The sequence below is a fragment of the Methylobacterium sp. AMS5 genome, from assembly GCF_001542815.1.
Lineage (GTDB): Bacteria > Pseudomonadota > Alphaproteobacteria > Rhizobiales > Beijerinckiaceae > Methylobacterium.
In genome coordinates this window covers 679,302-698,034 of the sequence record NZ_CP006992.1, presented here as the reverse complement: position 1 = coordinate 698,034, position 18,733 = coordinate 679,302, and the positions used below count along the sequence as shown (strand labels likewise).

Below are 18,733 nucleotides of genomic sequence, written 5' to 3'. Positions count from 1 at the left end.
TTGCACGAACGGCTCCGACCGGATCCATGACCCAGACGACATCCTCTCTCGCGGCGCTGCGGCCCGTGCTGCACGACGCGATCCGGGAGGCCGCCGCGCTCGCGCTGCCCTTCTTCCGCCAGGGGGAGCAGACCAGCGCGCGGGTCTGGTCGAAGGCCGGCGGCTCGCCGGTCACCGAGGCGGACGTCGCCGTGGACACCTTCCTCAAGATCCGCCTGTCGCAGATCGAGCCGCGGGCGGCCTGGCTCTCGGAGGAGACCAGCGACGATCCGGTGCGGCTCGGCCACGACTTCGTCTGGATCGTCGATCCGATCGACGGCACCCGCGCCTTCCTGTCGGGACATCCGGATTGGTCGATCGCGGTAGCCTTGCTGGCCCGGGGCGAGCCGGTGCTCGGCGGCGTCTTCGCCCCCGCGACCGAGCAGTTCTACGAGGCGGTGGCGGGCGAGGGCGCGACCCTCAACGGGGTGCCGATCCGCGTCGCGCCGCAGGCGACGCTGGAGGGCGCGCGCATCACCGGTCCGAAGCCAATGCAGGACCGCCTGCTCGACGGCGCGGCGCGTCTTGGGCTGCGCCCCTCGGTCACGGTCGTCGATCGCGTGCCCTCGCTGGCCCTGCGGCTCGCGCGGGTGGCCGAGGGCCGGATCGATCTTGGCCTCGTCTCCCGGGATGCGCGGGATTGGGATCTCGCCGGCGCGGACCTCATCGTCCGCGAGGCGGGCGGCGTGGTCTGCGATCTCCAGGGCCGGCCGGCGGTCTACAACCGCCCGGAGCCGCGCCACGGCGAGTTGATCGCCGTGCCGCTGCCGCTGCGCGATCCCGCGCTGGCGGCGCTGGACGCCTGATTCTTCACCGAAAAGCCCCGAGCTCCAGGGTCAAAATCCAATCGGCTTGACCGAGTGAGGGATTGCGTTCGACCCGTTGCGGGTCCTGGGACAGTTCGCTTCCAGCGATCGACGAGGCGGAGGCCGACACCCCGTCTGGGCGGTTTTCTGCGGGGCCGCTAACGGTCTGAACGCCCGACGTGTCGGACGCCGTGATCCGGTCGCCCGATATGGACTGCGAAACCGGTGAGGTCCGGTTCGACCCGCTCTGGACGCAGCTCCATCGATGGGATCGCATAATCCCCGCCGTTCTGGGGGCGGAACGGAATGGGCGGCGTCTCGAACAGGGTTCGCATCCGGCCTTTCAGCGCGGTCGCTGTCTCGTCGAACGCCGGCGCGTCGGTCCGGTCGGCGCGATACAGCACGAAGGGCGGCAGCACGTCGTAGCCCGGATAAAACAGCACCCCGTGGTGGATGGGGAAAAGAAGGTCGTCGATCGGCCCGTTGATCCCCCGGGGACCATAGTGGGACGCCCAACCTCCGGCCGTCACGATGAGCATCGCGCGCTTGCCCGCGAGCGTGCCCTCTCCGTAGCGATCGCCCCAGCGCGCCTCGCTGTGTTCGCCGACACCGTAGGCGAAGCCGAATGCGTAGACCCGATCAATCCACCCTTTCAGGATCGCCGGCATGGAGAACCACCAGAGGGGAAATGCCAGGATGAGCGCATCCGCCCAGAGCAGGTCTTCCTGTGCGGCGACGACGTCCTGCGTCAGGCTCCCTGTGACGAAGGCCTCGCCCGACGCCGCGGGCACCTGCAGGCGCGTCGAGGCGGGCAGACGGGGAAAATCGAGCCGGTCGACCTCGGATTTCCAGCCGATCGCATAGAGGTCGGTCACGCGGACCGCGTGACCAGCGGCCCGGAGTTCGGCCACCGCCACATCGCGCAGGGCGTTCGTCAGAGAGGCCGGATCGGGATGGGCGGAGACGACGAGGATCTTCATGCGTGCGGTTCACCGAAGGAAGGAGCCGCGAAGCTAGGCGCAGCCCGATCCATCCGGTAGCTGGGTGGAATGGATAAGATCATGCCGCTCCATGGATAGATCGGGTGTCACACTGGAGCGGATGCGCAGCTTCGTTCGCGTCGCGGAGCGCGGCAGCCTTTCGGCGGTGGCGCGCGAGCAGGGCGTAGGACAATCGACCGTCTCGCGGCACGTGGCGGAACTCGAAGGCGCCCTCGGCGTCACGCTCCTCAACCGGACGACCCGACGCATCACCCTCACCGACGAGGGGCGGCGTTACCACGCCGAGGCGCGCACCATCCTGCGGCTGGTGGACGAGGCGACGGACGGGGCGCGGAGCGCCGGCGAGGGCCTGACCGGTACGATCCGCATCTCCTGCACCGCGGCCCTGGGGGTCCGCCACGTCTGCCGGATGCTCTTCTCCATCCAAGATCGCCATCCGGACATCGTGGTGGATCTCGGCCTGTCTGATGCGCGCATCGACCTTGTGCAGCAGGCGGTCGACGTCGCGATCCGGCTCGGCCCCCTCGCCGACAGCACCATGCAGTGCCGGACCATCGGCCGATCTCGCCGCATCCTGGTGGCATCCCGCGCCTATCTCGCAGAGCGGGGGCGGCCTGAGACGCCCGGCGATCTGGCTGGCCACACCTCGATCCGCATGAGCAACGTCGCCGGAAGTGCGATGCTTTCCCTGCGCGGATCGGATGGCGTGGCGATCCGTATTCCTTTCGATGGCCACCTTCGGGTCGATCACGGCTTGGCGGCCCGCGAGGCTCTGGCCCAAGGACGCGGGATCGCGGCAGCGCATATCTGGCTCGTCGACGATTTGCTGACGGCCGGGATGGTCGAGCAGATCCTGCCCGAGTTCACGCTCGAGCCTGTGCCCCTGTCACTGCTCGTCGTGCCCGGTCGGACGCGTATCAAGCGCGTCCGGATGCTGGTGGATACGCTCGCTGCTTCGCTCGCGATGCTGCCGGGCCTCGTCCGGGAGTGATGTTCGCCTTCGACGATACGCGAGCACCGGATCTGGTGCCGTTCCAGGCCTGAAGCGGAACGTCCGGTTTCGGCCGCGGTGTCAAAGCCCGCTTTCCACCCTCAGCAGCCTCTCGCAAGGTCAAGCTGAAACGGGTTGGGATCCGAGGCTGTTGCTTTGCATCGTATTCCCAAAAGCCGGCCGCCGGCTCTCGGGGCGAGGCTCTACCGCGCGGTATTCACCCAGCGCACGAGGTCGGCGAGGACTTGGCCCAAAGCCGCGTCGAGGCCGGCGGCGGCGCTCTGCGGATCGACCGTCTTCACCGGGACGCGGGCGGTGAAAACGCGGGCGTTGACGACCCGTCCGGTTCCCTCGGCGATCAGCTTGGCCGAGAGGTCCACCACCGCTTCGCCGGTGCCGGAATTGACGTCGAACTCGCGGATCTCGCTGACGAGCTGGTAGTCCGACGGCACCTTGTCGCTGGGCCGCGAGACCGAGCGCAGGCGGCCGGTATTTTCAAGGCTCTGGATCACCCGCGTCTGGATCAGGCGCGGCAGGCGGTCGGCCCACTGGCCGCCGCCGAGGAAAGACAGGGAGCCGCCGGGCTCGCGCACGATGATGCGGTCGGCCTCCATCGGCTGCAGGCCGACGGGCTCGGACACGACGATCGAGCGCGCCGCGCCGCCCGCCCGCGGCTGACCCGGCAGGGCGGCGAGATCGAAGGTGAGCGGCGTGCCGCCGCCGCAGCCGCCGAGGAGCGCGAGCGGCGCGAGAAGGGCGCCCGCCCTCAGGATGCGGCCGGACAGGGGACGACCGGGAAGAGCAGGCGAGAGAGGAAGACGCGTCATACGCTCGGGCACCGTCCGTTCGCTGTCGGGGAGACTGACACCCCCTCTAGCACGCGGGAGCATACGCCAACGCTCAAGCTGCGCCGTGCGTGCCGACACATCGTCCGGAAACCGAACCGCTCAGCGGCCACCGTTGTATTCCGGCAACGATGGTTTGCCGCCGAAAATAACCTGCGATGGGTCGCGCTCCAGGCTGCGGGCCGCCCGGCTGAGGGTGTTGAGGGTGCGCTGGCCGTCGCTCGACAGGGCCTCGACCTCGCGCCGGCTCGTCCCCGACAGGCGGTTGAAGCTCGTCGAGATGTTGGCGGTGCGCTTGTCGAGGTTCTCCGACAGCGCCCGGAACGCCCGGCCGGCGTCGCGCACGGAGATCGCCGCCTCGCGAATCTCGGCGAAGGTACCCGCGCCCTGCTGGCCCGAGGCCGAGCCGAGGAAGCCCTCCGCCCCCTTGAGCACGCCGTCGATCTTGTCGGCGGAGGCGTTGAGCTTGGCGGCGAGGCTGCGGGCGTCGTGCAGCCCGGCCTGGATGTCGCCGCTCGAATTCGCCAGCGCGGTCGAGAAGGTCTCGGCGTTCTCGATCACCCGGTTGAGGCGCTGCCCGTCCACCGACTTGACGAGGCCGGCGATGGAGGGCCCGGCCTCGGCGAGCGTCTTCGAGAAGGACTCGACGTTGGCAAGCGTGCGGTTGATCGCGCCCTCGTTGCCGGCCACGACCTTGTCGAGGCGCTGGAGCACGTCGTCGGCCCGCTGCGCGATCTGCTTGGCGGCGGCCATCATGTCCTGGATGTCGCTCGAATCGGCGAAGATCGTCGGCATCTTGTCGCCCGATCCGGGCGTGAGGGCGGGCGCGTCGGCGCTGCCGCCGGAGAGTGCGATTTGGGAGACGCCGGTCAGCATCGCGGAATCGAGCCGAGCGCGGGTGTCGGCGCGCAGCGGCGTCGAGGGATCGACCTGCACGGTCGCCACGACCCGGCGCGGGTCCTGCGGCAGCAGGCGCACGTCGAGCGCCTCGCCGACCTTGATGCCGTTGAACGACACGGTCGAGCCCTTGGCCAGCCCCCCGACCGAGCCGGAGAACACGATGCGGAGCGCCTGGGTCGCCTGTCCCCGGGAGCCGCCCTGGAGCCAGAACACGAAGCCGAAGGCGGCCAACACGACGCCGATGGTGAAGGCGCCGATCAGGACGTAGTTTGCGCGAGTCTCCATCGGTTCAGCTCTAATCCCGATCCGAGGGGGCGAAGCGGTGCGAAACCGCACCGGGGGCGATCATCGGGGCTTTACGCATGGGCATAGCCGGGCCGCGACGCTTGGCCGGTCTGCGACGCTTGGCCGGTCTGCGACGCTTGGCCGGTCTGCGACGCTTGGTTCGGCGTGGCGATGGCGCGGGCGCGCTTGCCGTGGAAGTAGGAGCGCAGCCAGGGGTGGTTGCTCGCCAGCATCTCCTCGATCGTCCCCTGCGCGATGATCCGGCCGTCGCCCAACGCCGCAATGCGGTCGCAGGCGGTGTAGAGGCTGTCGAGATCGTGCGTCACCATGAAGACGGTCAGGCCGAGCGTCTTCTTCAGGGTCGAGACGAGGTCGTCGAACTCGCCCGCGCCGATCGGATCGAGGCCGGAGGTCGGCTCGTCGAGGAACAGGATCTCCGGGTCCAGCGCCAGCGAGCGGGCGAGCGCCGCCCGCTTGATCATGCCGCCCGACAGCTCCGAGGGGTACTTGTCGGCGGCATCCGGCTTGAGGCCGACCATCTCGATCTTGAGGCGGGCGAACTCGTCGAGCAGGCGCTCGGACAGCTTGAGATGCTCGCGCATCGGCATCTGGATGTTCTGCTTGACGGTGAGCCCCGAGAACAGCGCCCCCTGCTGGAACAGCACGCCCCACCGCTGCTCCAACTGGCGCCGCCGGGTGACCGTGAGCCCGTCCACGTCCTCGCCGAAGATCTCGATCGTGCCGGAGCGCTTCGGTACGAGGCCGAGGATGGTGCGCGTCAGCACCGACTTGCCTTGCCCCGAGGGACCGACGAATCCCAGAATCTCGCCGCGGCGGATGTCGAGGTCGAGCCCCTTCATCACCGTGCGCGGGCCGAAGCCGACCACGAGATCGCGCACGCGAATAATCGCGTCGCTCTGGGCGGCGTTCTGCCCGGCCGGGGAAAGATGAGGGGTGGTCAAGGGGTCCGTCCGAACGTCGTCTGCCCGCGTGCTTTAGGTTTTTGTTTTCGCATCATCTTTTTCCGAAAGCCGGCGGCCACCTTTCGGGATGATGCTTTAGAAATCGATCGCGGCGAAGAAGACCGCGAACAGGCCATCCAGCACGATCACCATGAAGATTGACTTGACGACTGAGGCGGTGACGTGGCGCCCGAGCGACTCCGCCGAGCCCTCGACCGCGAAACCCTCGATCGTCGCGATGATGCCGATCGTCAGCGCCATGAACGGCGCCTTGATGAGCCCGACCGCGAAATGGTGGAACGACACAGCCGCCTGGAGCCGTGCCAGGAAGGCGTCGGTGGTCATGCCGCCATAGATCGCGGCGGTGAGGCCACCGCCCGCGAGCGCGGCGAGCGAGCCGAGGAAGGCCAGGATCGGCAGGCCGATCACAAGGGCGAGAATGCGCGGCAGGATCAGGATTTCGATCGGGTCGAGACCCATCACACGCAGGGCATCGACCTCCTCGCGCATCCGCATCGAGCCGATCTCGGCGGTGAACGCCGAGCCGGAGCGGCCCGCCACCATGATCGAGGTGAGCAGCACCCCGAGTTCGCGCAGGATCAGCAGGCCGATCAGGTTCACGACGAAGCTCTGCGCACCGAAGCGCTGAAGCTGGAAGATGCCCTGCTGCGCGACGATGCCGCCGACCAGGAACGAGATCAGCACGATGATCGGCACGCCGCGGAGCGCCACCTGTTCGAGCTGGTTGACGAGCGCGGCCATGCGGAAGGTCTGCGGCCGGCGCGCGACCCGGCCGCCCGCGGCGACCACCTCGCCGAGGAAGGCGATGCCGGACAGGATCTCGTTGCCGCCGCGCGCGACGCGCTGACCCGTGGCGTCGAGGAAGCGCAGGGCCGGGTTGCGGGTATCCTGCGGTGCCGGTTCGGGCTCGCGCAGGCCCATCTCGCCGAGAAGGATGCGGTGCTCGGGCCGCGCCCCGGCATAGGCCAGCCGCCCGCCCGCCGCCTCGATCTCGGCGCGGGTCCGCTCCAGCACCCAGGCGCCGAGGGTGTCGAGCCGCGCCAAGCCGCTGAGGTCCACCAGCACGGGCTGGTTTCGGCCCTGGGCGGCGATGCGCGCCGAGGCGCTCTCGACCGCCGGACCCTGGTCCGCCGTCCAGCGGCCGTGCAGGATCACGCGGCCGCCGCCCGCATCGAGGTCGGCGCCCGCGGCTTCCGAGATGCCCGAGCCGTCTGCGATCCGCACGCGCCGCTCCCGCTTCCGCTCTAGCCTATTGTTTTTGAATCATCTTCGTCCGAAAGCCGGAGGCTGCCTTTCGGGATGATGCTCTCGGGATCTTGAAACGAATTCCTTACCAAGACGCGTCGAATCCGAATCTTCGGGCTCGCTGCTCCGGCGGGCTCAAGCCGCCTTTCGGGGCTCGGCTAAGAGCGACGACTTTTCGCCCCGCCAAAGGGATGATCTCTTCGGGATCCCGATACCGGGCGCTGGCTATACCTTATGGGGGGAGCCGCCGCCAAATCGGCGGGGATCATGGATGCGTTGCGCCAGCGCCACGAGGACGAGGCCGGCGAGGGCCAGCGGCGCCATCATCAGGAAGGTCGAAGGCCCGCCGAACGAGCGGTAGACCGCGCCGCAGGCCAGCGTCGCCAGCGCCGAGACGAGCGCGGTCGAGGCGCCGACCGTCCCCTGCGCCCGGCCGCGGGCGCCGTCGGGCGCGAAGCCGGAGACCGCCGCCATGATGCCGAGATGGGTCGCGCCGAAGGTGAGGCCGTGCAGCATCTGAAGCGGCAGGAGCACGGCCAGCTCCCCGTCGGCGAGGCTGAGGCCCAGGGCCCGTAGCAGAGCCGCCGCCGCCCCGAGCCCGAGCAGGCGAAACGGGCTGCGCCAGCGCGCGGGAAAGCGGCCGACGAGGGCGAACAGCGCGATCTCGGCCGCGACGCCGACTGCCCAGAGCGCGCCGATCCAGGGCGGCGAGACGCCGTGGCGGGCCCAATCGAGGCTGCCGAAGGCGTAGATCGCCGCATGACTCGCCTGGATCAGCGCCGCCGCGGCGATGGAAAGCCGGAGCACCCGCGGCAGGGGCGGGGCCGCTGCCAGCCCCGAATGCGGCTCGGTGGGCGGTGCGACCTCCTGACCCGAGGCTGCGACCAGGGTCGCGGCGAGCGCGAGCCCGGTGAGCAGCACCGGCACCGCCACCCGGTCGCCGAGTACGCCGAGCAGCGCACCGCCCGCGAGGTTCGCGGCCAGGAAGGCGACCGAGCCGCAAAGGCGGATACGGGCATAGTCGATCCGCTTCGAGCGGCGGGCGGCGGCGAGCGTCAGGTAGTCGATGCTCGGCACCAGCGGGGCTTGCGCCACGGCGTTCACGACGATCAGCGGGACGAGCAAGGCTGCGGCGATGGCGGCGGCGGCCGGCATCAGGGCGTAGCTCAGCGCCAGGGTGAGGCTTCCGGCGACAAGCAGGGTGCGCGGGCGCACGCCGCGGTCGATCAGCCCCGTCAGCGGCCGCGTCGCGACGACCTTGGTGGCGATCGGCAGGGCAACCAGCAGGCCGATCAGCCCGGCATCGAGGCCGAGCGCGCCGAGCCACACGGGCATGAACGGCATGGCGATGCCGATCTCGACGAAGACCACGGCGTAGAGGAGGCCGAGCCGGACGGGATCGGGCTCGCCGGTCGGGGCAGTGCGTGTCACGAGATCGCGGCGAAGCGGGCCGCCCCTTTCGATCGGTCAAAAACATCGCATGGCGGGGCGAAGCGACGGAAAGCGTAAGCCGCCGTTAAAGCGCGCCTGTCAATCTGCCGCCGACCGTCAATCGTCGCGGCACTCCTCGCGGTGGGGCCCGAGTCTTTGCGGGGTGTGATGTCGAGTTCCCGTTCCCTGACGCCTCTGGACGCGTCGCAATACGATGCCATCGAGGATGCCGTCCGGGAAACCGAGCGCGGCCGGTGGTTTTTGACCGAATACGCTCGCCGTAACCGTAATGCCGACACCGAGGTGCTGCTGGACGCGATCCGGCGCATCGAGAACGTCGTCACGACGGATCGGCCGGACGATGTCGGGCGCTTCCGCGGCGACCTGATGGAGATGGCCGATGCCATCGCCCGCACCCGCGCGGAGGTGGCCGCCCTCTCGACCGCCGAGCAGGGTGAGAGCCGTCTCACGGTCGCCTCGGAAGCCCTGGATGCGATCGTGCGCGCCACCGAGCGGGCGACCTCCGACATCCTCAGCGCCGCCGAGGAGGTGCAGGAAGCCGCCTGGACCCTGCGCGAGACCGGAATCGATTCCGAGCTGTGCGACGCCCTCGATCGGCACGCCACCCAGATCTACACAGCCTGCTCGTTCCAGGATCTCACCGCCCAGCGCACGAGCCGCGTGGTGCATACCCTGCGCTACCTCGAGAACCGCATCGCTTCGATGATCGGGATCTGGGGCAGTCCCGAGGACGCGGTGCCCCCGCTCGGCGAGGACGCACCTGTACCGGCCGCCGCCCTCGATCAGAGCGATGTCGATCGCTTCCTCGACATGGAAGGGCCGCCGCCCGCGCCGGTTCTGTCGACCTTGCGGCCGCTGCCGACCGTGGCGCTCGACGATGATCTCGACTTCCTGCCGGCCAGCCCCGAGGCGCCGGAACCGGCGCATGACGAGGAGCCGGCGGAGCGGATCACGACCGGGATGGCGACGCCCGTCGCTGTTCTGGCCAATGAAATCCCGGCGGATCTCTTCGCGTTGGAAATGCCGGAGATCGAAGCCGCATTCGAACCGGAAGCCGTCTCCGCGATCCTCGTTCCGGCTCCGGCCGAGCCGGAGTTCGGGGAGGAGTTCGGCGCGGACGACGCGGACGCGTTCGAGATGATGTCGGATGTCGAAGCGTTCGACGTGGCCGAACCGGCCGCCGAACACACGATTTCGGCAGCCCCCGAAGCGGTCATGCCGCTGGCCGAGCCCCTGATCGTGGCGGCGGTCGAGCCGATGGCGGCCGACGATCTCGCCGCGGCCTTCCCCGATCTCGATACCTTGAGCATCGAGGAAAAGATCGCGCTCTTCGCGTGAGAGAGCGGTTCTGGGGGCGGGCGATGCGGTTCTTCTCGCCGCATCTTTCCGCCTGAAAACCGGCAGCCCGTTTTCCGGCAGATGGCTTATACGGGCCCCGTCATGGCCTTGCATCTTCTGAAATTGTGCGTCGGTCCCTCCTCCATCGAGGAGTTGGAGGCGCGGATCGCACATTATCGGGCGGAGGCCCTACGCCTCGGCCACGAGCCGGAGACGGTCCACGTCACCCGCATGTTCCCCAAGCGCGCGGGGGCCATCGCCGGCGGCGGTTCGATCTATTGGGTGCTGAAGGGGACGCTAACCTGCCGTCAGTCGATTCGCGCCATCGAGCCGATCACGGGAAGCGACGGGATCGACCGCTGCCGCCTCGTGCTCGATCCGGCGGTGACGCCGGTCTCGCCGCGCCCTTGCCGCCCGTTCCAGGGCTGGCGCTATCTCGAAGCGCGTGACGCACCCGCCGACCTCGACCGGGCCAGTGCCGGGGAGGTCGCCGAAATGCCAGAGACCCTGCGGCGGGAATTGGCAGCGTTGGGTTTGATCTGACGCGGCTTTCGCTTGATCCAAGCGGGACGCCTATTGCTCAGCCCGAGCGGCGCTAGGGCCGAGGCCAAATCCGCTATTCCCGAAGGGATCCGTCGGACTTGGAGTGAGGCCGCCCACCTCGTGGCAGCGGCCGATTGGCCTCGCTCCGAATGGGTGCGAGGCCGGGTCGGTCAGGCGGCTTCCTGCAACCGGACGACGGCCGGGGTAACCCCGAGGCGGTCGGCAAGGTGCCAGCGCAGTTCGCGCGGTGAGTGATACTCGTAGGAAGCGTCGATGAGGTGGCTTAGGTCGGCCTGCGGGCTGCGTGCCTGCGTATCGACCAAGCTGCCCACCCGGAATGTCGCCGCGTTGGTGACGGGCGAAATGGCGCCATCCTGGCGCCGGAACTCGAATTTCATTGTTTTTCTTCTTCTCGCACCGGATCCCGCGCCCTCTCGGCGTGGCCGGTGTCGTTTCTGGTTGTTTTGGTCTGGTGATTTTGGCGTCGGCGGCGCCCACCGCGAGACATCCCTGGAAACGCGTTCCGAGAATCTTCGTCCGGTGGGTGCCACTTCGTTGGTTTAGAATGCGCGGTCGGGCCGGTTCAACGCCGGTCCCGAGGCGGCTCAGACGGCCTGCAGGTTGCCGGCCGCGTCCTTGCCGCTGCGCTTGTCGGTCAGGACCTCATAGGACACCTTCTGGCCCTCGACGAGGTTGCGCAGGCCAGCACGCTCGACAGCGGAGATATGAACGAACACGTCCTTGCCGCCGTCATCCGGCTGAATGAAGCCGTAGCCCTTGGTCTCGTTGAACCACTTAACAGTCCCAGTATCCACGAATAGTTCCTTCGTTCTTCACACGCCAAGCGCAAGCATCTGCTCGAAGCGAGCACTTGGCAGCGTCCGCCGATTTTGCGGGATGACAGGCGGGTTGCAATGGCCGAAGCCATCCGCTCCGCCGCGCCCGTCACGACGACATGTAGGCTGACGATGCGGCCTTAACAAGGCGGAACGGAACGCTGCCGCCCCGGAGCCGCGCGCGCGAGGCGGCCGCCGAGCTTGGAAATCGAGCCTGGGGTACTGCCTCCGCCACCCTGTGACAAAGCACGGGGCCGGTGCATATATGATCGTCAATCCAGGCGGTTACGCACCGCTCCAAGGCAGTGCAGTCAGGCGGTTCATGGCGGGCATCTCGGTTTCCCTCGAAGGCGCGAACATCCAGCTCTCGTTCCAGAAGGACGACCAGTCGACGGCGGTGGTCATGGATGCCCGCGCCGCCCGCGCGCTCGTGCGCGCCGTCGGCCAGCTCCTCACCGCGATCGATGACGACGGCGAGGTCGATCTGCCCGATGAGAACGGCGACGAGGAGGTCGCCATGCTCGACGTGACCTCCTCGGCCATCGAGGTGGGCACCGACGAGCAGGGTCAGGCGGTGGTGGCCCTCCAGGCCGGTGCGCTGCCGCCGTTCCAGCTCCGCCTGACCGACGAGGAGGCACGCCACGTCGCCTCCAGCCTCAGCGAGATCCTGGCCGCGCCGCGGGACGTCCGCACCTCTCACGGCGGGCATTGATTGAAGGTTCGCTCCGCTGAAGCGCCGTGCTTTGGCGGAGCGGCGATCCGCCCTTGATAGGGTCAGACGTCCGGCCTGGCGCGGCGGCGACGCGTGCGCTCCGCGCTCGGCAAGGCGTCGGGCACCAGGGTGACGGCGACGGGATTGGGGGTGTGGTCCATGGCCGCACCGGTATAGGCATCGACGCCCATGCCGATGACGCCGCCGGCCAGGACGTTGCCGGCGAACCCTGCGGCCCCGGTGCCGGCCAGCTTGGTGCGCACCGGCACCGTTTGCGGCTGGAATCCGGGCTTCGTGAAGGTCACGTCGAATTCCTCCGAGCGCGGCACATCGAGCGAGCAGGGCGTCGTCGGGCAGTACCGGTTCGTCGTGGTGGCGACGGCGGCGCCGGGCGGCTCGGAGGTGAAGGCGATCAGCTCCGACGTGCCGCGCGTGACGCTTCCGCACGCGGCAAGGCTCACCGCGACGAGCGCGGCGGCCAGTGATTGCTTGAACATGATGTGGTATCCCCCAACCGCCTCTGCGGACGGTAGGGCGGTTGTTGGGCCGGCATCGTCTCAACGCAAGCGTGCGTATGAGGGGAGGCCGGGGGCAGACCGAACGGCCATCGACATGTGATAAAAATGTGATGTCGGGTGACCGCGCCCCGCTCGGCGGGGGCGCGGCCTCGGGATCGGATCAGAGCCGGATGCCGGGATCGGTCGGCCCGCCGGGCAAATAGTCCGGCTCGGAGCCGGGTCCGCGCGGTTCGTCGATGTTCGGATCATCGACGGGGTAGGGCGTGCGCGGTCCGGTCGGGCCGATATCGGGCCGATCGTCGGGCTGCGGCGGCGGTGGAAGATCGCCGGGGATCTGTCCGCCGGGGGTGGGCTCGGGGGTCGGGGCGCCGGGATTGGCCATGAACCGCCTCCTGTCTGGCTTCGGGGATGGCGGTCCAACACATGCCCTTCGGTCCGGTTCCGCTCCTCGTCCGTCTCGTGGGACGTACGGGTGCGGCGGTGTGACGGCGCGGTCATGGTTTCAGGAACCGCGCCGGGAGCGATCGGTTGGCCCGGCAGTCCCCGACATCAATGGAGCGAATCCATGCCCGATATTCGCGAGGCCAAGATCCTCATCGTCGCCACCGACGGTTTCGAGGAAAGCGAGCTGACGGTGCCGCAGGCCAAGCTGAAGGAGGCCGGTGCCACGGTCACCGTGGCGAGCCCGCGATCACGCCAGTCCAAAGAGACCATCCGCGGCTGGGACAAGACCGACTGGGGCAAAGACGTGCCGGTCGATCTCGATCTCGAAAGCGTGAACTACGCCGATTACGATGCGCTGGTTCTGCCGGGCGGGCAGATCAATCCGGACAAGCTGCGCCTCGAGCCGAAGGCGCTCGAAGTGGTCCGGAACTTCCTCACCTCCGGGAAGGTCGTGGCCGCGATCTGTCATGGTCCGTGGCTGCTGATCGAGGCCGGCGCGGCAAAGGGGCGTACGCTCACCTCGTTCGCCTCGATCAAGACCGACGTGATCAACGCGGGCGGCGATTGGCAGGACAAGGCGGTCGTGACCGATGGCGGCATTATCACCAGCCGCAACCCCGGCGACCTCGATGCCTTCTGCGCCAAGATCGTCGAGGAGGTGAAGGAAGGCCGCCACGAGCCGCGACAGCTCGCCGCCTGAACCTCGCCTCGCCAAGGCGACAACGCCGCCGATCCTTGGATCGGCGGCTGTTTTTTTGCCTGATGACGTGCCGCCGTCAGCGCTTGGCGACGGCCTTCTGAATCTTCGGCCGCTCCGAGGCGGCACCGGCCATCAACTTGGCGAGGTGATCCTTGTCGACGCCGCCGCCGAGGGTCGCCGGCATCACGGCCGCCTCCGGTGCTAGGCGCTCGGACTTGCGCGCGGCGATGGAGCCGGTGGTGACGGGATCGGCGAGCGCGGCTACCGGCAGAGCCGGCGATGCAGGTTCGCGTTGGACGCGCATCGCCCAATGGGCGGCTGTGGAAAGGACGGCGATGGCCAGGATCGCCTTGATGCCGCTGGTCAGGAAACGCCGCATGGTCAGGCCCGAAAACTCTGGGAACGCAGCCGGTTCCCCGGCCTGTCCCCAGTATCGCGCAAGATCGTGAACGAACTCTCCCAGGCGTTGCGAGAGAAGCGTGCCGGAGCGGGAAGGCGCGCTTCGCCGATCTCGCCTGCGTCAGGTTCGGTGCGCCACTTCCGCGCGGGCCTTCTCGGCCTCCGGCTCCGCCGCGCCGCGGGTGCGCCACAGGCTGTAGACGACGCCGAGGGTGAGCAGGACCAGGGTGACGACGAGCGAGACCCACGGCGGCAGGTGGACGAGTTCCAGCGTGTCGGCGACCACGATCTTGGTGCCGATGAACAACAGGATGAGGGCGAGCGCCGTCTTCAGGTAGGCGAAGCGGTCCACCATGGCGGCGAGCGCGAAGTAGAGCGCGCGCAGACCCAGGATCGCGAAGATGTTCGAGGTGTAGACGATGAACGGGTCGGTGGTGATGGCGAAGATCGCCGGCACGCTGTCGACGGCGAAGATCACGTCCGCGATGTTGACGAGCACCAAAGCCACGGCGAGCGGCGTCAGCCAGCGCACCATCTTGCCCGTCTTCGGATCGGGCTTGCGGACGATGAAGTGCTGGCCCTCCGGCTTGTCGGTGACGCGCACCCACTTCTTGAGCAGGCGCATGGAAGCGCTGTTCTGGATGTCATGCTCGTCCTCCTCCTTCGAGACGAGCATCTTGATGCCGACATAGATCAGGAACGCGGCAAAGACCGAGAGAACCCAGTGCGCCTGCTGGACCAGGGCCGCGCCGAGCCCGATCATCAGGCCGCGCAGCAGCACCGCCGCGAGGATGCCCCAGACCAGCACCCGGTGCTGGGCCGCCCGCGGCACGCCGAGCGAGGTGAGGATCACCGCGATCACGAAGACGTTGTCCATCGACAGCGACTTCTCGATCACGAGGCCGGTCACGTATTCCTGGGCCGGGTCGAACCCGAGCATCCACCAGATCCAGCCGCCGAAGGCGAGGCCGAGGGTGAAGTAGAAGGCGGTGAGGAGCAGGCTCTCCTTCACGCCGATCTCGTGGTTCTTGTCGCGGTGGAGCAGGCCGAGATCGAAGGCCAGCAGGCCGGCCACCAGGGCGTGGAAGCCGAGCCACATCCAGACGGGCTTGCCGAGCCACTCGTGGGTCAAGAATTCCATCATCATCGCGCGGGACCGGATGCTTCACTTTTGGGAGAGCATCGACTCCGACATCGCGGAAGCGTCTGCCGTCTCCCTCCCGAACGGGCCGCCAATCCGGCGGACGGATGATCTCACCGGGGTTCCGGGAGCATCGCGAGGGGGACGGTGCGCGTTCCGCCAGAGGGGCCCGCAGCCGATGTCGGGCAGTTAGACGCGCGATCGCGTCGAATCAAGGGCAGGGCGATTTTCATCCCGGATGATCGCCTGATGGTGATCATCCGGGTGACTTTGCTGGCCCCCGTCGCCGGCGCCCGCCTCCGCGCGGCGCTCTTGGCGCCGCAAAGCCGCCGAAGCGGCTTCGGGCAATAGCCCCGGATTCTCATCCCTGATCCTCACCGGCAGAGCGGATGTGCTGATTTTCAGCCCGGCCGCGCTTGACAGGGACGGTGTCAGCGGGCCCTGCCGCGGATCATGGACGCGGATCGAGAGCATGGAATCGCCATCGTCGGCGGCGGGCCGGCCGGGCTCGTGGCGGCGGAGGTGCTGGCCGGGGCGGGCTGGCCCGTCACCGTCTACGAGCGCATGCCGTCCGTCGGCCGCAAGCTGCTCATCGCCGGGCGCGGCGGGCTCAACCTGACCCATTCCGAGCCGCTGCCGGACTTCTTGCAGCGTTACGCCCCCGTCGATCCGCGCCTGTCGGCGGCGGTCGAGGCCTATCCGCCGGACGCGCTGCGGGCATGGTGCGAGGGGCTGGGGCAAAAGACCTTCATCGGGTCGAGCGGCCGGGTGTTTCCGGAGAGCTTCAAGGCCTCGCCGCTGCTGCGCGCCTGGCTCACCCGCCTCGATGGCCTGGGCGTCGCGATCCGCACCCGGCACCGGCTCGTCGGCCTGGAGGAGGGGGCGCTGACCTTCGAGACCCCGGAGGGCCCGCTCCGGGTCCGGCCGCAGGCGACGCTGCTCGCGCTCGGCGGGGCGAGCTGGCCGCGGCTCGGATCGGACGGGGCCTGGGTGCCGCTGCTGGAGGGGAGCGGCGTCGCGGTGGCACCCCTCAAGCCCGCCAATGTCGGCTTCCGCGTCGCGTGGTCGGCGCATTTCTCGGGACGCTTCGCGGGCGAGCCGCTCAAGCGCCTGGTCGCGCGCATCGGCGGGGCGAGCGCCCGCGGCGAGGCGGTCGCCACAGGGGACGGCATCGAGGGCGGGGTGATCTATGCGCTCTCGCGGCCGATCCGCGAGGCGGTGGAGCGCGATGGCCTGGCCGAACTCACCCTCGACCTGCGCCCGGATCTCGATGCGGGCGCGCTCCAGGCGCGCCTCGCCCGAAGCCGCCCCGGCGAGAGTCTCTCCACCCGCATGCGCAAGGCGGCCGCGCTGAGCCCCGCCGCCATCGGCCTGTTGCGCGAGGCGCATGCCAACACCCTGCCGACAGCGCCGGATGCGCTGGCGGCGGCGATCAAGGCGGTGCCGCTACGGCTTATCGGGCCGGCCCCGATCGCGCGGGCGATCTCGACGGCGGGCGGCGTCGCTTTCGCTGAACTCGACGCAGGCTTCATGCTGCGGGCGCGGCCCGGCACCTTTCTGGCCGGCGAGATGCTCGATTGGGAGGCGCCGACCGGCGGCTACCTGCTCCAAGCGACCTTCGCCGGCGGCCGTGCGGCGGCGAAGGGGATGTTGGCCTGGCTCGACGGGCAGGGGTGAACCCGGTCCGGTTCAGGGCCGGGCGCAGATCCCGACCATGCCGCTGCTGCCGGCCGCACAGGACGCTTTGGTGTCGCCGTCCAAGGCCGCGGCACCGCCCGTCTGGCAGGTGGCCGAGGCCAGCACCTCGCCCGCATCGCAGGAGAGCGTGCAGCCCGAATCGGTGCAGGCACGCGCCCGCACGACACGGAACGGGGCCGACACCGTCGCCGCGGTCTCACCTTTCGATCCCGGATCGCCCTTGGGGCCGCGCTCGCCCTTCGAGCCCGCTTCACCCTTGAGGCCCTGATCCCCCTTCGGCCCCGGCGCGCCCGGAGGCCCGGCCAGACCCGCTTCGCCCTTTGGCCCGGTCTCGCCTTTGCCCCCCTGCTCGCCCTTCGGCCCCGGATCGCCCTTCGGCCCCGCAGCACCGGGCGGTCCCTGGAGGCCTGCGCTGCCCTGAGGGCCGGCGGGGCCCTGTTCGCCGGCCTTGCCGGCCGGCCCCTCCGGCGCGCAATTGGCGACCACCGCCTCGCGCTCGTTCTCGCCGGCCTTGATCATCGCGACGCAGGTCGCCGGCCGGTAGGGCAGCCGGAACTCGAAGCGCCCGCGCCGGTCCGACAGGACGGAGATGTCGTCGTCGAGGATCACGGTGACGCCGCTCTTGCCCACGCTGCCGCTCATGCGCAGGTCGCCGCCCTCGATGCGCGCGTCCCAGATCTGGATCGGCTGGACCGGCGGACTCGGTGCCTTGGCGCGGGTGCGGGCTGCCCGCGGCTGGGCCTCGCCCTGACCCTGGCCCTGAGCCGCCGCCGGTCCGGCGAGGACGAGGCCCAGCGCGATCAGGATCGGCGAGAGGGTCTGCCAAAAGGCTCGCGAAGTGGCCGGCTTTCGTGCTCCCAGATCGCGCGTCGTCGGCATGCTCGCTCCTCCGATCTTGTTCCGCGCGTCTTCCGGCGCGGCGGAGGGAAGGTTTCGGTTGCCGCCCGGCCAGGGTCAAGCCCGCGGCGCCGTCCACACCCGTCCACATGATCCATCCACAGGCCAAGCGGCTGGAGCGGAATGCTCTTTCTGATTGTGTCCACAGATCCGGCCCACTTGGGGCGAAGCCGGCGCACACCGTGCGGAGACATCCCGCGAAAACCGGAAGCCATCCGCCGGTCGATCCCTTAAGAAGGCCGGCAGAGTGCACGGTCCGCCGACAGCCTGCATGGGCGCGGCCGGCCGAGGCTTGTGACTTTGGCTTGCGACCTTCGAGACCGAACCACCGCCATGCTTCGCCCGCTTCTTGCCGTCCTGTTCCTCCTGTCCACCGCCGCGCAGGCCGACGAGTGCGACGCGCTCGCCGCCCGCATCGCCCATGCGACGGGGGCGAAGAAGGCCGGCCGCCGGGTCGGCCCGAGCATCGACGTCCGGGCCGCGAGCGGGGTCCGGCTCGATCTCACCTGCCGCACCCAGCCCATCGTGCAGGCCTCCTCGGGCGATCCCTCGCCCTCCGCCGAGTTCTTCCGCGAGCTGACGATCGCCTCCGAACTCGTGGTCGGCGAGCCGGCCGCGACCGTGCAACCGATCCTGGCGCGGGCCTACCAGACGGCTCTGCGCGAGGGGCGCAAATCCTTCATCCAGCAGAACGGCTGGTCGGCGAGCTGCTACACCGACAGCGCCGGGGCGCTCCGCACCCTCTGCTCGGTCGGGCGCATCCCGACGGAGTAGAGCCGATACAATCCCCGCTTGATCCAAGCGGAGACTGTATCGGCAAGTCCGCGCGACGCCTGAGCGAGGTCCAAATCCGCCATCCCGCAGGGATCGATCGGATTTGGTATGACAGCGGGCACGGCCTTGCGACCGCCTGGCCGTCTTCCCGGTCGTTCCCGCTTGAACGAAGCGCGCGCCCGCGCC

The 18,733-nt window shown here is 69.3% G+C and carries 22 protein-coding genes; 8 read left to right on the top strand and 14 right to left on the bottom strand.

The genetic code is table 11. The annotated features are described in order from the left end of the window. Positions 1-26 precede the first annotated feature (26 nt). A complete protein-coding gene (locus Y590_RS03240) occupies positions 27-845 on the top strand; it encodes an inositol monophosphatase family protein (protein WP_060768621.1) in 819 nt (272 codons plus the stop codon). A gap of 158 nt (positions 846-1,003) precedes the next feature. Here the strand turns inward: Y590_RS03240 and Y590_RS03235 are convergent, their stop codons facing one another. Further along, positions 1,004-1,825, bottom strand: coding sequence for an NAD(P)H-dependent oxidoreductase (locus Y590_RS03235; protein ID WP_060768620.1), 822 nt, complete (start codon positions 1,823-1,825; stop codon positions 1,004-1,006). Between the two features lie 91 nt (positions 1,826-1,916). Between Y590_RS03235 and Y590_RS03230 the strand changes: the two genes are divergently transcribed. Then, positions 1,917-2,837, top strand: a complete 921-nt coding sequence (locus Y590_RS03230; protein ID WP_060768619.1) for a LysR family transcriptional regulator — start codon at positions 1,917-1,919, stop codon at positions 2,835-2,837. Positions 2,838-3,040: 203 nt separating this feature from the next. On the opposite strand, the gene Y590_RS03225 is transcribed toward Y590_RS03230, so the two are convergent. The 5 genes from Y590_RS03225 to Y590_RS03205 form a co-directional block, all read right to left on the bottom strand. Continuing rightward, on the bottom strand, positions 3,041-3,664 hold the full coding sequence (locus Y590_RS03225; RefSeq protein WP_060768618.1) for an ABC-type transport auxiliary lipoprotein family protein: 624 nt from the start codon (positions 3,662-3,664) through the stop codon (positions 3,041-3,043). Between the two features lie 120 nt (positions 3,665-3,784). Next, on the bottom strand, positions 3,785-4,867 hold the full coding sequence (locus Y590_RS03220) for an MlaD family protein (RefSeq protein ID WP_060768617.1): 1,083 nt from the start codon (positions 4,865-4,867) through the stop codon (positions 3,785-3,787). A 71-nt stretch (positions 4,868-4,938) separates the two neighbouring features. Further along, positions 4,939-5,829: an ABC transporter ATP-binding protein gene (locus tag Y590_RS03215; RefSeq protein ID WP_286161843.1), complete on the bottom strand. Its 891-nt coding sequence runs from the start codon at positions 5,827-5,829 to the stop codon at positions 4,939-4,941. Between the two features lie 96 nt (positions 5,830-5,925). Further along, positions 5,926-7,074, bottom strand: coding sequence for an ABC transporter permease (locus Y590_RS03210; protein WP_060768616.1), 1,149 nt, complete (start codon positions 7,072-7,074; stop codon positions 5,926-5,928). A 246-nt stretch (positions 7,075-7,320) separates the two neighbouring features. Continuing rightward, on the bottom strand, positions 7,321-8,526 hold the full coding sequence (locus tag Y590_RS03205) for an MFS transporter (protein ID WP_060768615.1): 1,206 nt from the start codon (positions 8,524-8,526) through the stop codon (positions 7,321-7,323). A 168-nt stretch (positions 8,527-8,694) separates the two neighbouring features. Here Y590_RS03205 and Y590_RS03200 point away from each other — a divergent pair, with 168 nt between their 5' ends. Both Y590_RS03200 and Y590_RS03195 read left to right on the top strand, forming a co-directional pair. Continuing rightward, entirely contained in the window at positions 8,695-9,885 is a 1,191-nt protein-coding gene (locus Y590_RS03200; protein WP_060768614.1) for a hypothetical protein, read from the top strand. Positions 9,886-9,987: 102 nt separating this feature from the next. Continuing rightward, on the top strand, positions 9,988-10,428 hold the full coding sequence (locus Y590_RS03195; RefSeq protein WP_060772130.1) for a DUF1489 family protein: 441 nt from the start codon (positions 9,988-9,990) through the stop codon (positions 10,426-10,428). A gap of 170 nt (positions 10,429-10,598) precedes the next feature. Here Y590_RS03195 and Y590_RS03190 read toward each other — a convergent pair whose 3' ends face one another. Further along, positions 10,599-10,826 carry a hypothetical protein gene (locus Y590_RS03190; RefSeq protein WP_056200536.1) on the bottom strand — a complete coding sequence of 76 codons (228 nt, stop codon included), beginning with the start codon at positions 10,824-10,826 and terminating at the stop codon, positions 10,599-10,601. 207 nt (positions 10,827-11,033) lie between these two features. After that, positions 11,034-11,243: a cold-shock protein gene (locus Y590_RS03185; RefSeq protein ID WP_003598898.1), complete on the bottom strand. Its 210-nt coding sequence runs from the start codon at positions 11,241-11,243 to the stop codon at positions 11,034-11,036. A gap of 343 nt (positions 11,244-11,586) precedes the next feature. On the opposite strand from Y590_RS03185, the gene Y590_RS03180 reads away from it, so the two are divergent. Next, a complete protein-coding gene (locus Y590_RS03180; RefSeq protein ID WP_003598900.1) occupies positions 11,587-11,976 on the top strand; it encodes a hypothetical protein in 390 nt (129 codons plus the stop codon). Positions 11,977-12,038: 62 nt separating this feature from the next. On the opposite strand, the gene Y590_RS03175 is transcribed toward Y590_RS03180, so the two are convergent. Continuing rightward, positions 12,039-12,473: a hypothetical protein gene (locus tag Y590_RS03175; RefSeq protein ID WP_060768613.1), complete on the bottom strand. Its 435-nt coding sequence runs from the start codon at positions 12,471-12,473 to the stop codon at positions 12,039-12,041. Between the two features lie 181 nt (positions 12,474-12,654). After that, on the bottom strand, positions 12,655-12,876 hold the full coding sequence (locus Y590_RS03170) for a hypothetical protein (RefSeq protein ID WP_060768612.1): 222 nt from the start codon (positions 12,874-12,876) through the stop codon (positions 12,655-12,657). Between the two features lie 183 nt (positions 12,877-13,059). Here Y590_RS03170 and Y590_RS03165 point away from each other — a divergent pair, with 183 nt between their 5' ends. Next, complete coding sequence (locus tag Y590_RS03165) at positions 13,060-13,638, top strand: type 1 glutamine amidotransferase domain-containing protein (RefSeq protein ID WP_060768611.1); 579 nt, start codon at positions 13,060-13,062, stop codon at positions 13,636-13,638. A 76-nt stretch (positions 13,639-13,714) separates the two neighbouring features. Here Y590_RS03165 and Y590_RS03160 read toward each other — a convergent pair whose 3' ends face one another. From Y590_RS03160 to Y590_RS26205, 3 genes are all read right to left on the bottom strand, one after another. Next, complete coding sequence (locus Y590_RS03160) at positions 13,715-14,017, bottom strand: hypothetical protein (RefSeq protein WP_060768610.1); 303 nt, start codon at positions 14,015-14,017, stop codon at positions 13,715-13,717. A gap of 141 nt (positions 14,018-14,158) precedes the next feature. Beyond that, positions 14,159-15,184: a TerC family protein gene (locus tag Y590_RS03155; RefSeq protein WP_060768609.1), complete on the bottom strand. Its 1,026-nt coding sequence runs from the start codon at positions 15,182-15,184 to the stop codon at positions 14,159-14,161. A gap of 183 nt (positions 15,185-15,367) precedes the next feature. Then, positions 15,368-15,652: a hypothetical protein gene (locus tag Y590_RS26205; protein WP_144439914.1), complete on the bottom strand. Its 285-nt coding sequence runs from the start codon at positions 15,650-15,652 to the stop codon at positions 15,368-15,370. Between Y590_RS26205 and Y590_RS03150 the strand changes: the two genes are divergently transcribed. Beyond that, a complete protein-coding gene (locus Y590_RS03150) occupies positions 15,632-16,855 on the top strand; it encodes a TIGR03862 family flavoprotein (protein ID WP_060768608.1) in 1,224 nt (407 codons plus the stop codon). The genes Y590_RS26205 and Y590_RS03150 overlap by 21 nt on opposite strands. A gap of 12 nt (positions 16,856-16,867) precedes the next feature. Here Y590_RS03150 and Y590_RS03145 read toward each other — a convergent pair whose 3' ends face one another. Beyond that, the gene (locus Y590_RS03145; protein ID WP_060768607.1) at positions 16,868-17,755 is read right to left on the bottom strand and encodes a collagen-like domain-containing protein; all 888 of its coding nucleotides are present in this window, start codon (positions 17,753-17,755) and stop codon (positions 16,868-16,870) included. A 351-nt stretch (positions 17,756-18,106) separates the two neighbouring features. Between Y590_RS03145 and Y590_RS03140 the strand changes: the two genes are divergently transcribed. Further along, on the top strand, positions 18,107-18,547 hold the full coding sequence (locus Y590_RS03140) for a hypothetical protein (protein ID WP_060768606.1): 441 nt from the start codon (positions 18,107-18,109) through the stop codon (positions 18,545-18,547). Positions 18,548-18,733: the final 186 nt, after the last annotated feature.

What these genes read in the sequence shown, in the direction of transcription:
- Y590_RS03190 (WP_056200536.1), bottom strand. Translation starts at nt 10,826, where the DNA reads ATGAAATTCGAGTTCCGGCGCCAGGATGGCGCCATTTCGCCCGTCACC.
- Y590_RS03235 (WP_060768620.1), bottom strand. Translation starts at nt 1,825, where the DNA reads ATGAAGATCCTCGTCGTCTCCGCCCATCCCGATCCGGCCTCTCTGACG.
- Y590_RS26205 (WP_144439914.1), bottom strand. Translation starts at nt 15,652, where the DNA reads ATGCTCTCGATCCGCGTCCATGATCCGCGGCAGGGCCCGCTGACACCG.
- Y590_RS03230 (WP_060768619.1), top strand. Translation starts at nt 1,917, where the DNA reads ATGGATAGATCGGGTGTCACACTGGAGCGGATGCGCAGCTTCGTTCGC.
- Y590_RS03200 (WP_060768614.1), top strand. Translation starts at nt 8,695, where the DNA reads ATGTCGAGTTCCCGTTCCCTGACGCCTCTGGACGCGTCGCAATACGAT.
- Y590_RS03195 (WP_060772130.1), top strand. Translation starts at nt 9,988, where the DNA reads ATGGCCTTGCATCTTCTGAAATTGTGCGTCGGTCCCTCCTCCATCGAG.
- Y590_RS03175 (WP_060768613.1), bottom strand. Translation starts at nt 12,473, where the DNA reads ATGTTCAAGCAATCACTGGCCGCCGCGCTCGTCGCGGTGAGCCTTGCC.
- Y590_RS03220 (WP_060768617.1), bottom strand. Translation starts at nt 4,867, where the DNA reads ATGGAGACTCGCGCAAACTACGTCCTGATCGGCGCCTTCACCATCGGC.
- Y590_RS03170 (WP_060768612.1), bottom strand. Translation starts at nt 12,876, where the DNA reads ATGGCCAATCCCGGCGCCCCGACCCCCGAGCCCACCCCCGGCGGACAG.
- Y590_RS03240 (WP_060768621.1), top strand. Translation starts at nt 27, where the DNA reads ATGACCCAGACGACATCCTCTCTCGCGGCGCTGCGGCCCGTGCTGCAC.
- Y590_RS03145 (WP_060768607.1), bottom strand. Translation starts at nt 17,755, where the DNA reads ATGCCGACGACGCGCGATCTGGGAGCACGAAAGCCGGCCACTTCGCGA.
- Y590_RS03155 (WP_060768609.1), bottom strand. Translation starts at nt 15,184, where the DNA reads ATGATGATGGAATTCTTGACCCACGAGTGGCTCGGCAAGCCCGTCTGG.
- Y590_RS03140 (WP_060768606.1), top strand. Translation starts at nt 18,107, where the DNA reads ATGCTTCGCCCGCTTCTTGCCGTCCTGTTCCTCCTGTCCACCGCCGCG.
- Y590_RS03180 (WP_003598900.1), top strand. Translation starts at nt 11,587, where the DNA reads ATGGCGGGCATCTCGGTTTCCCTCGAAGGCGCGAACATCCAGCTCTCG.
- Y590_RS03160 (WP_060768610.1), bottom strand. Translation starts at nt 14,017, where the DNA reads ATGCGGCGTTTCCTGACCAGCGGCATCAAGGCGATCCTGGCCATCGCC.
- Y590_RS03150 (WP_060768608.1), top strand. Translation starts at nt 15,632, where the DNA reads ATGGACGCGGATCGAGAGCATGGAATCGCCATCGTCGGCGGCGGGCCG.
- Y590_RS03225 (WP_060768618.1), bottom strand. Translation starts at nt 3,664, where the DNA reads ATGACGCGTCTTCCTCTCTCGCCTGCTCTTCCCGGTCGTCCCCTGTCC.
- Y590_RS03165 (WP_060768611.1), top strand. Translation starts at nt 13,060, where the DNA reads ATGCCCGATATTCGCGAGGCCAAGATCCTCATCGTCGCCACCGACGGT.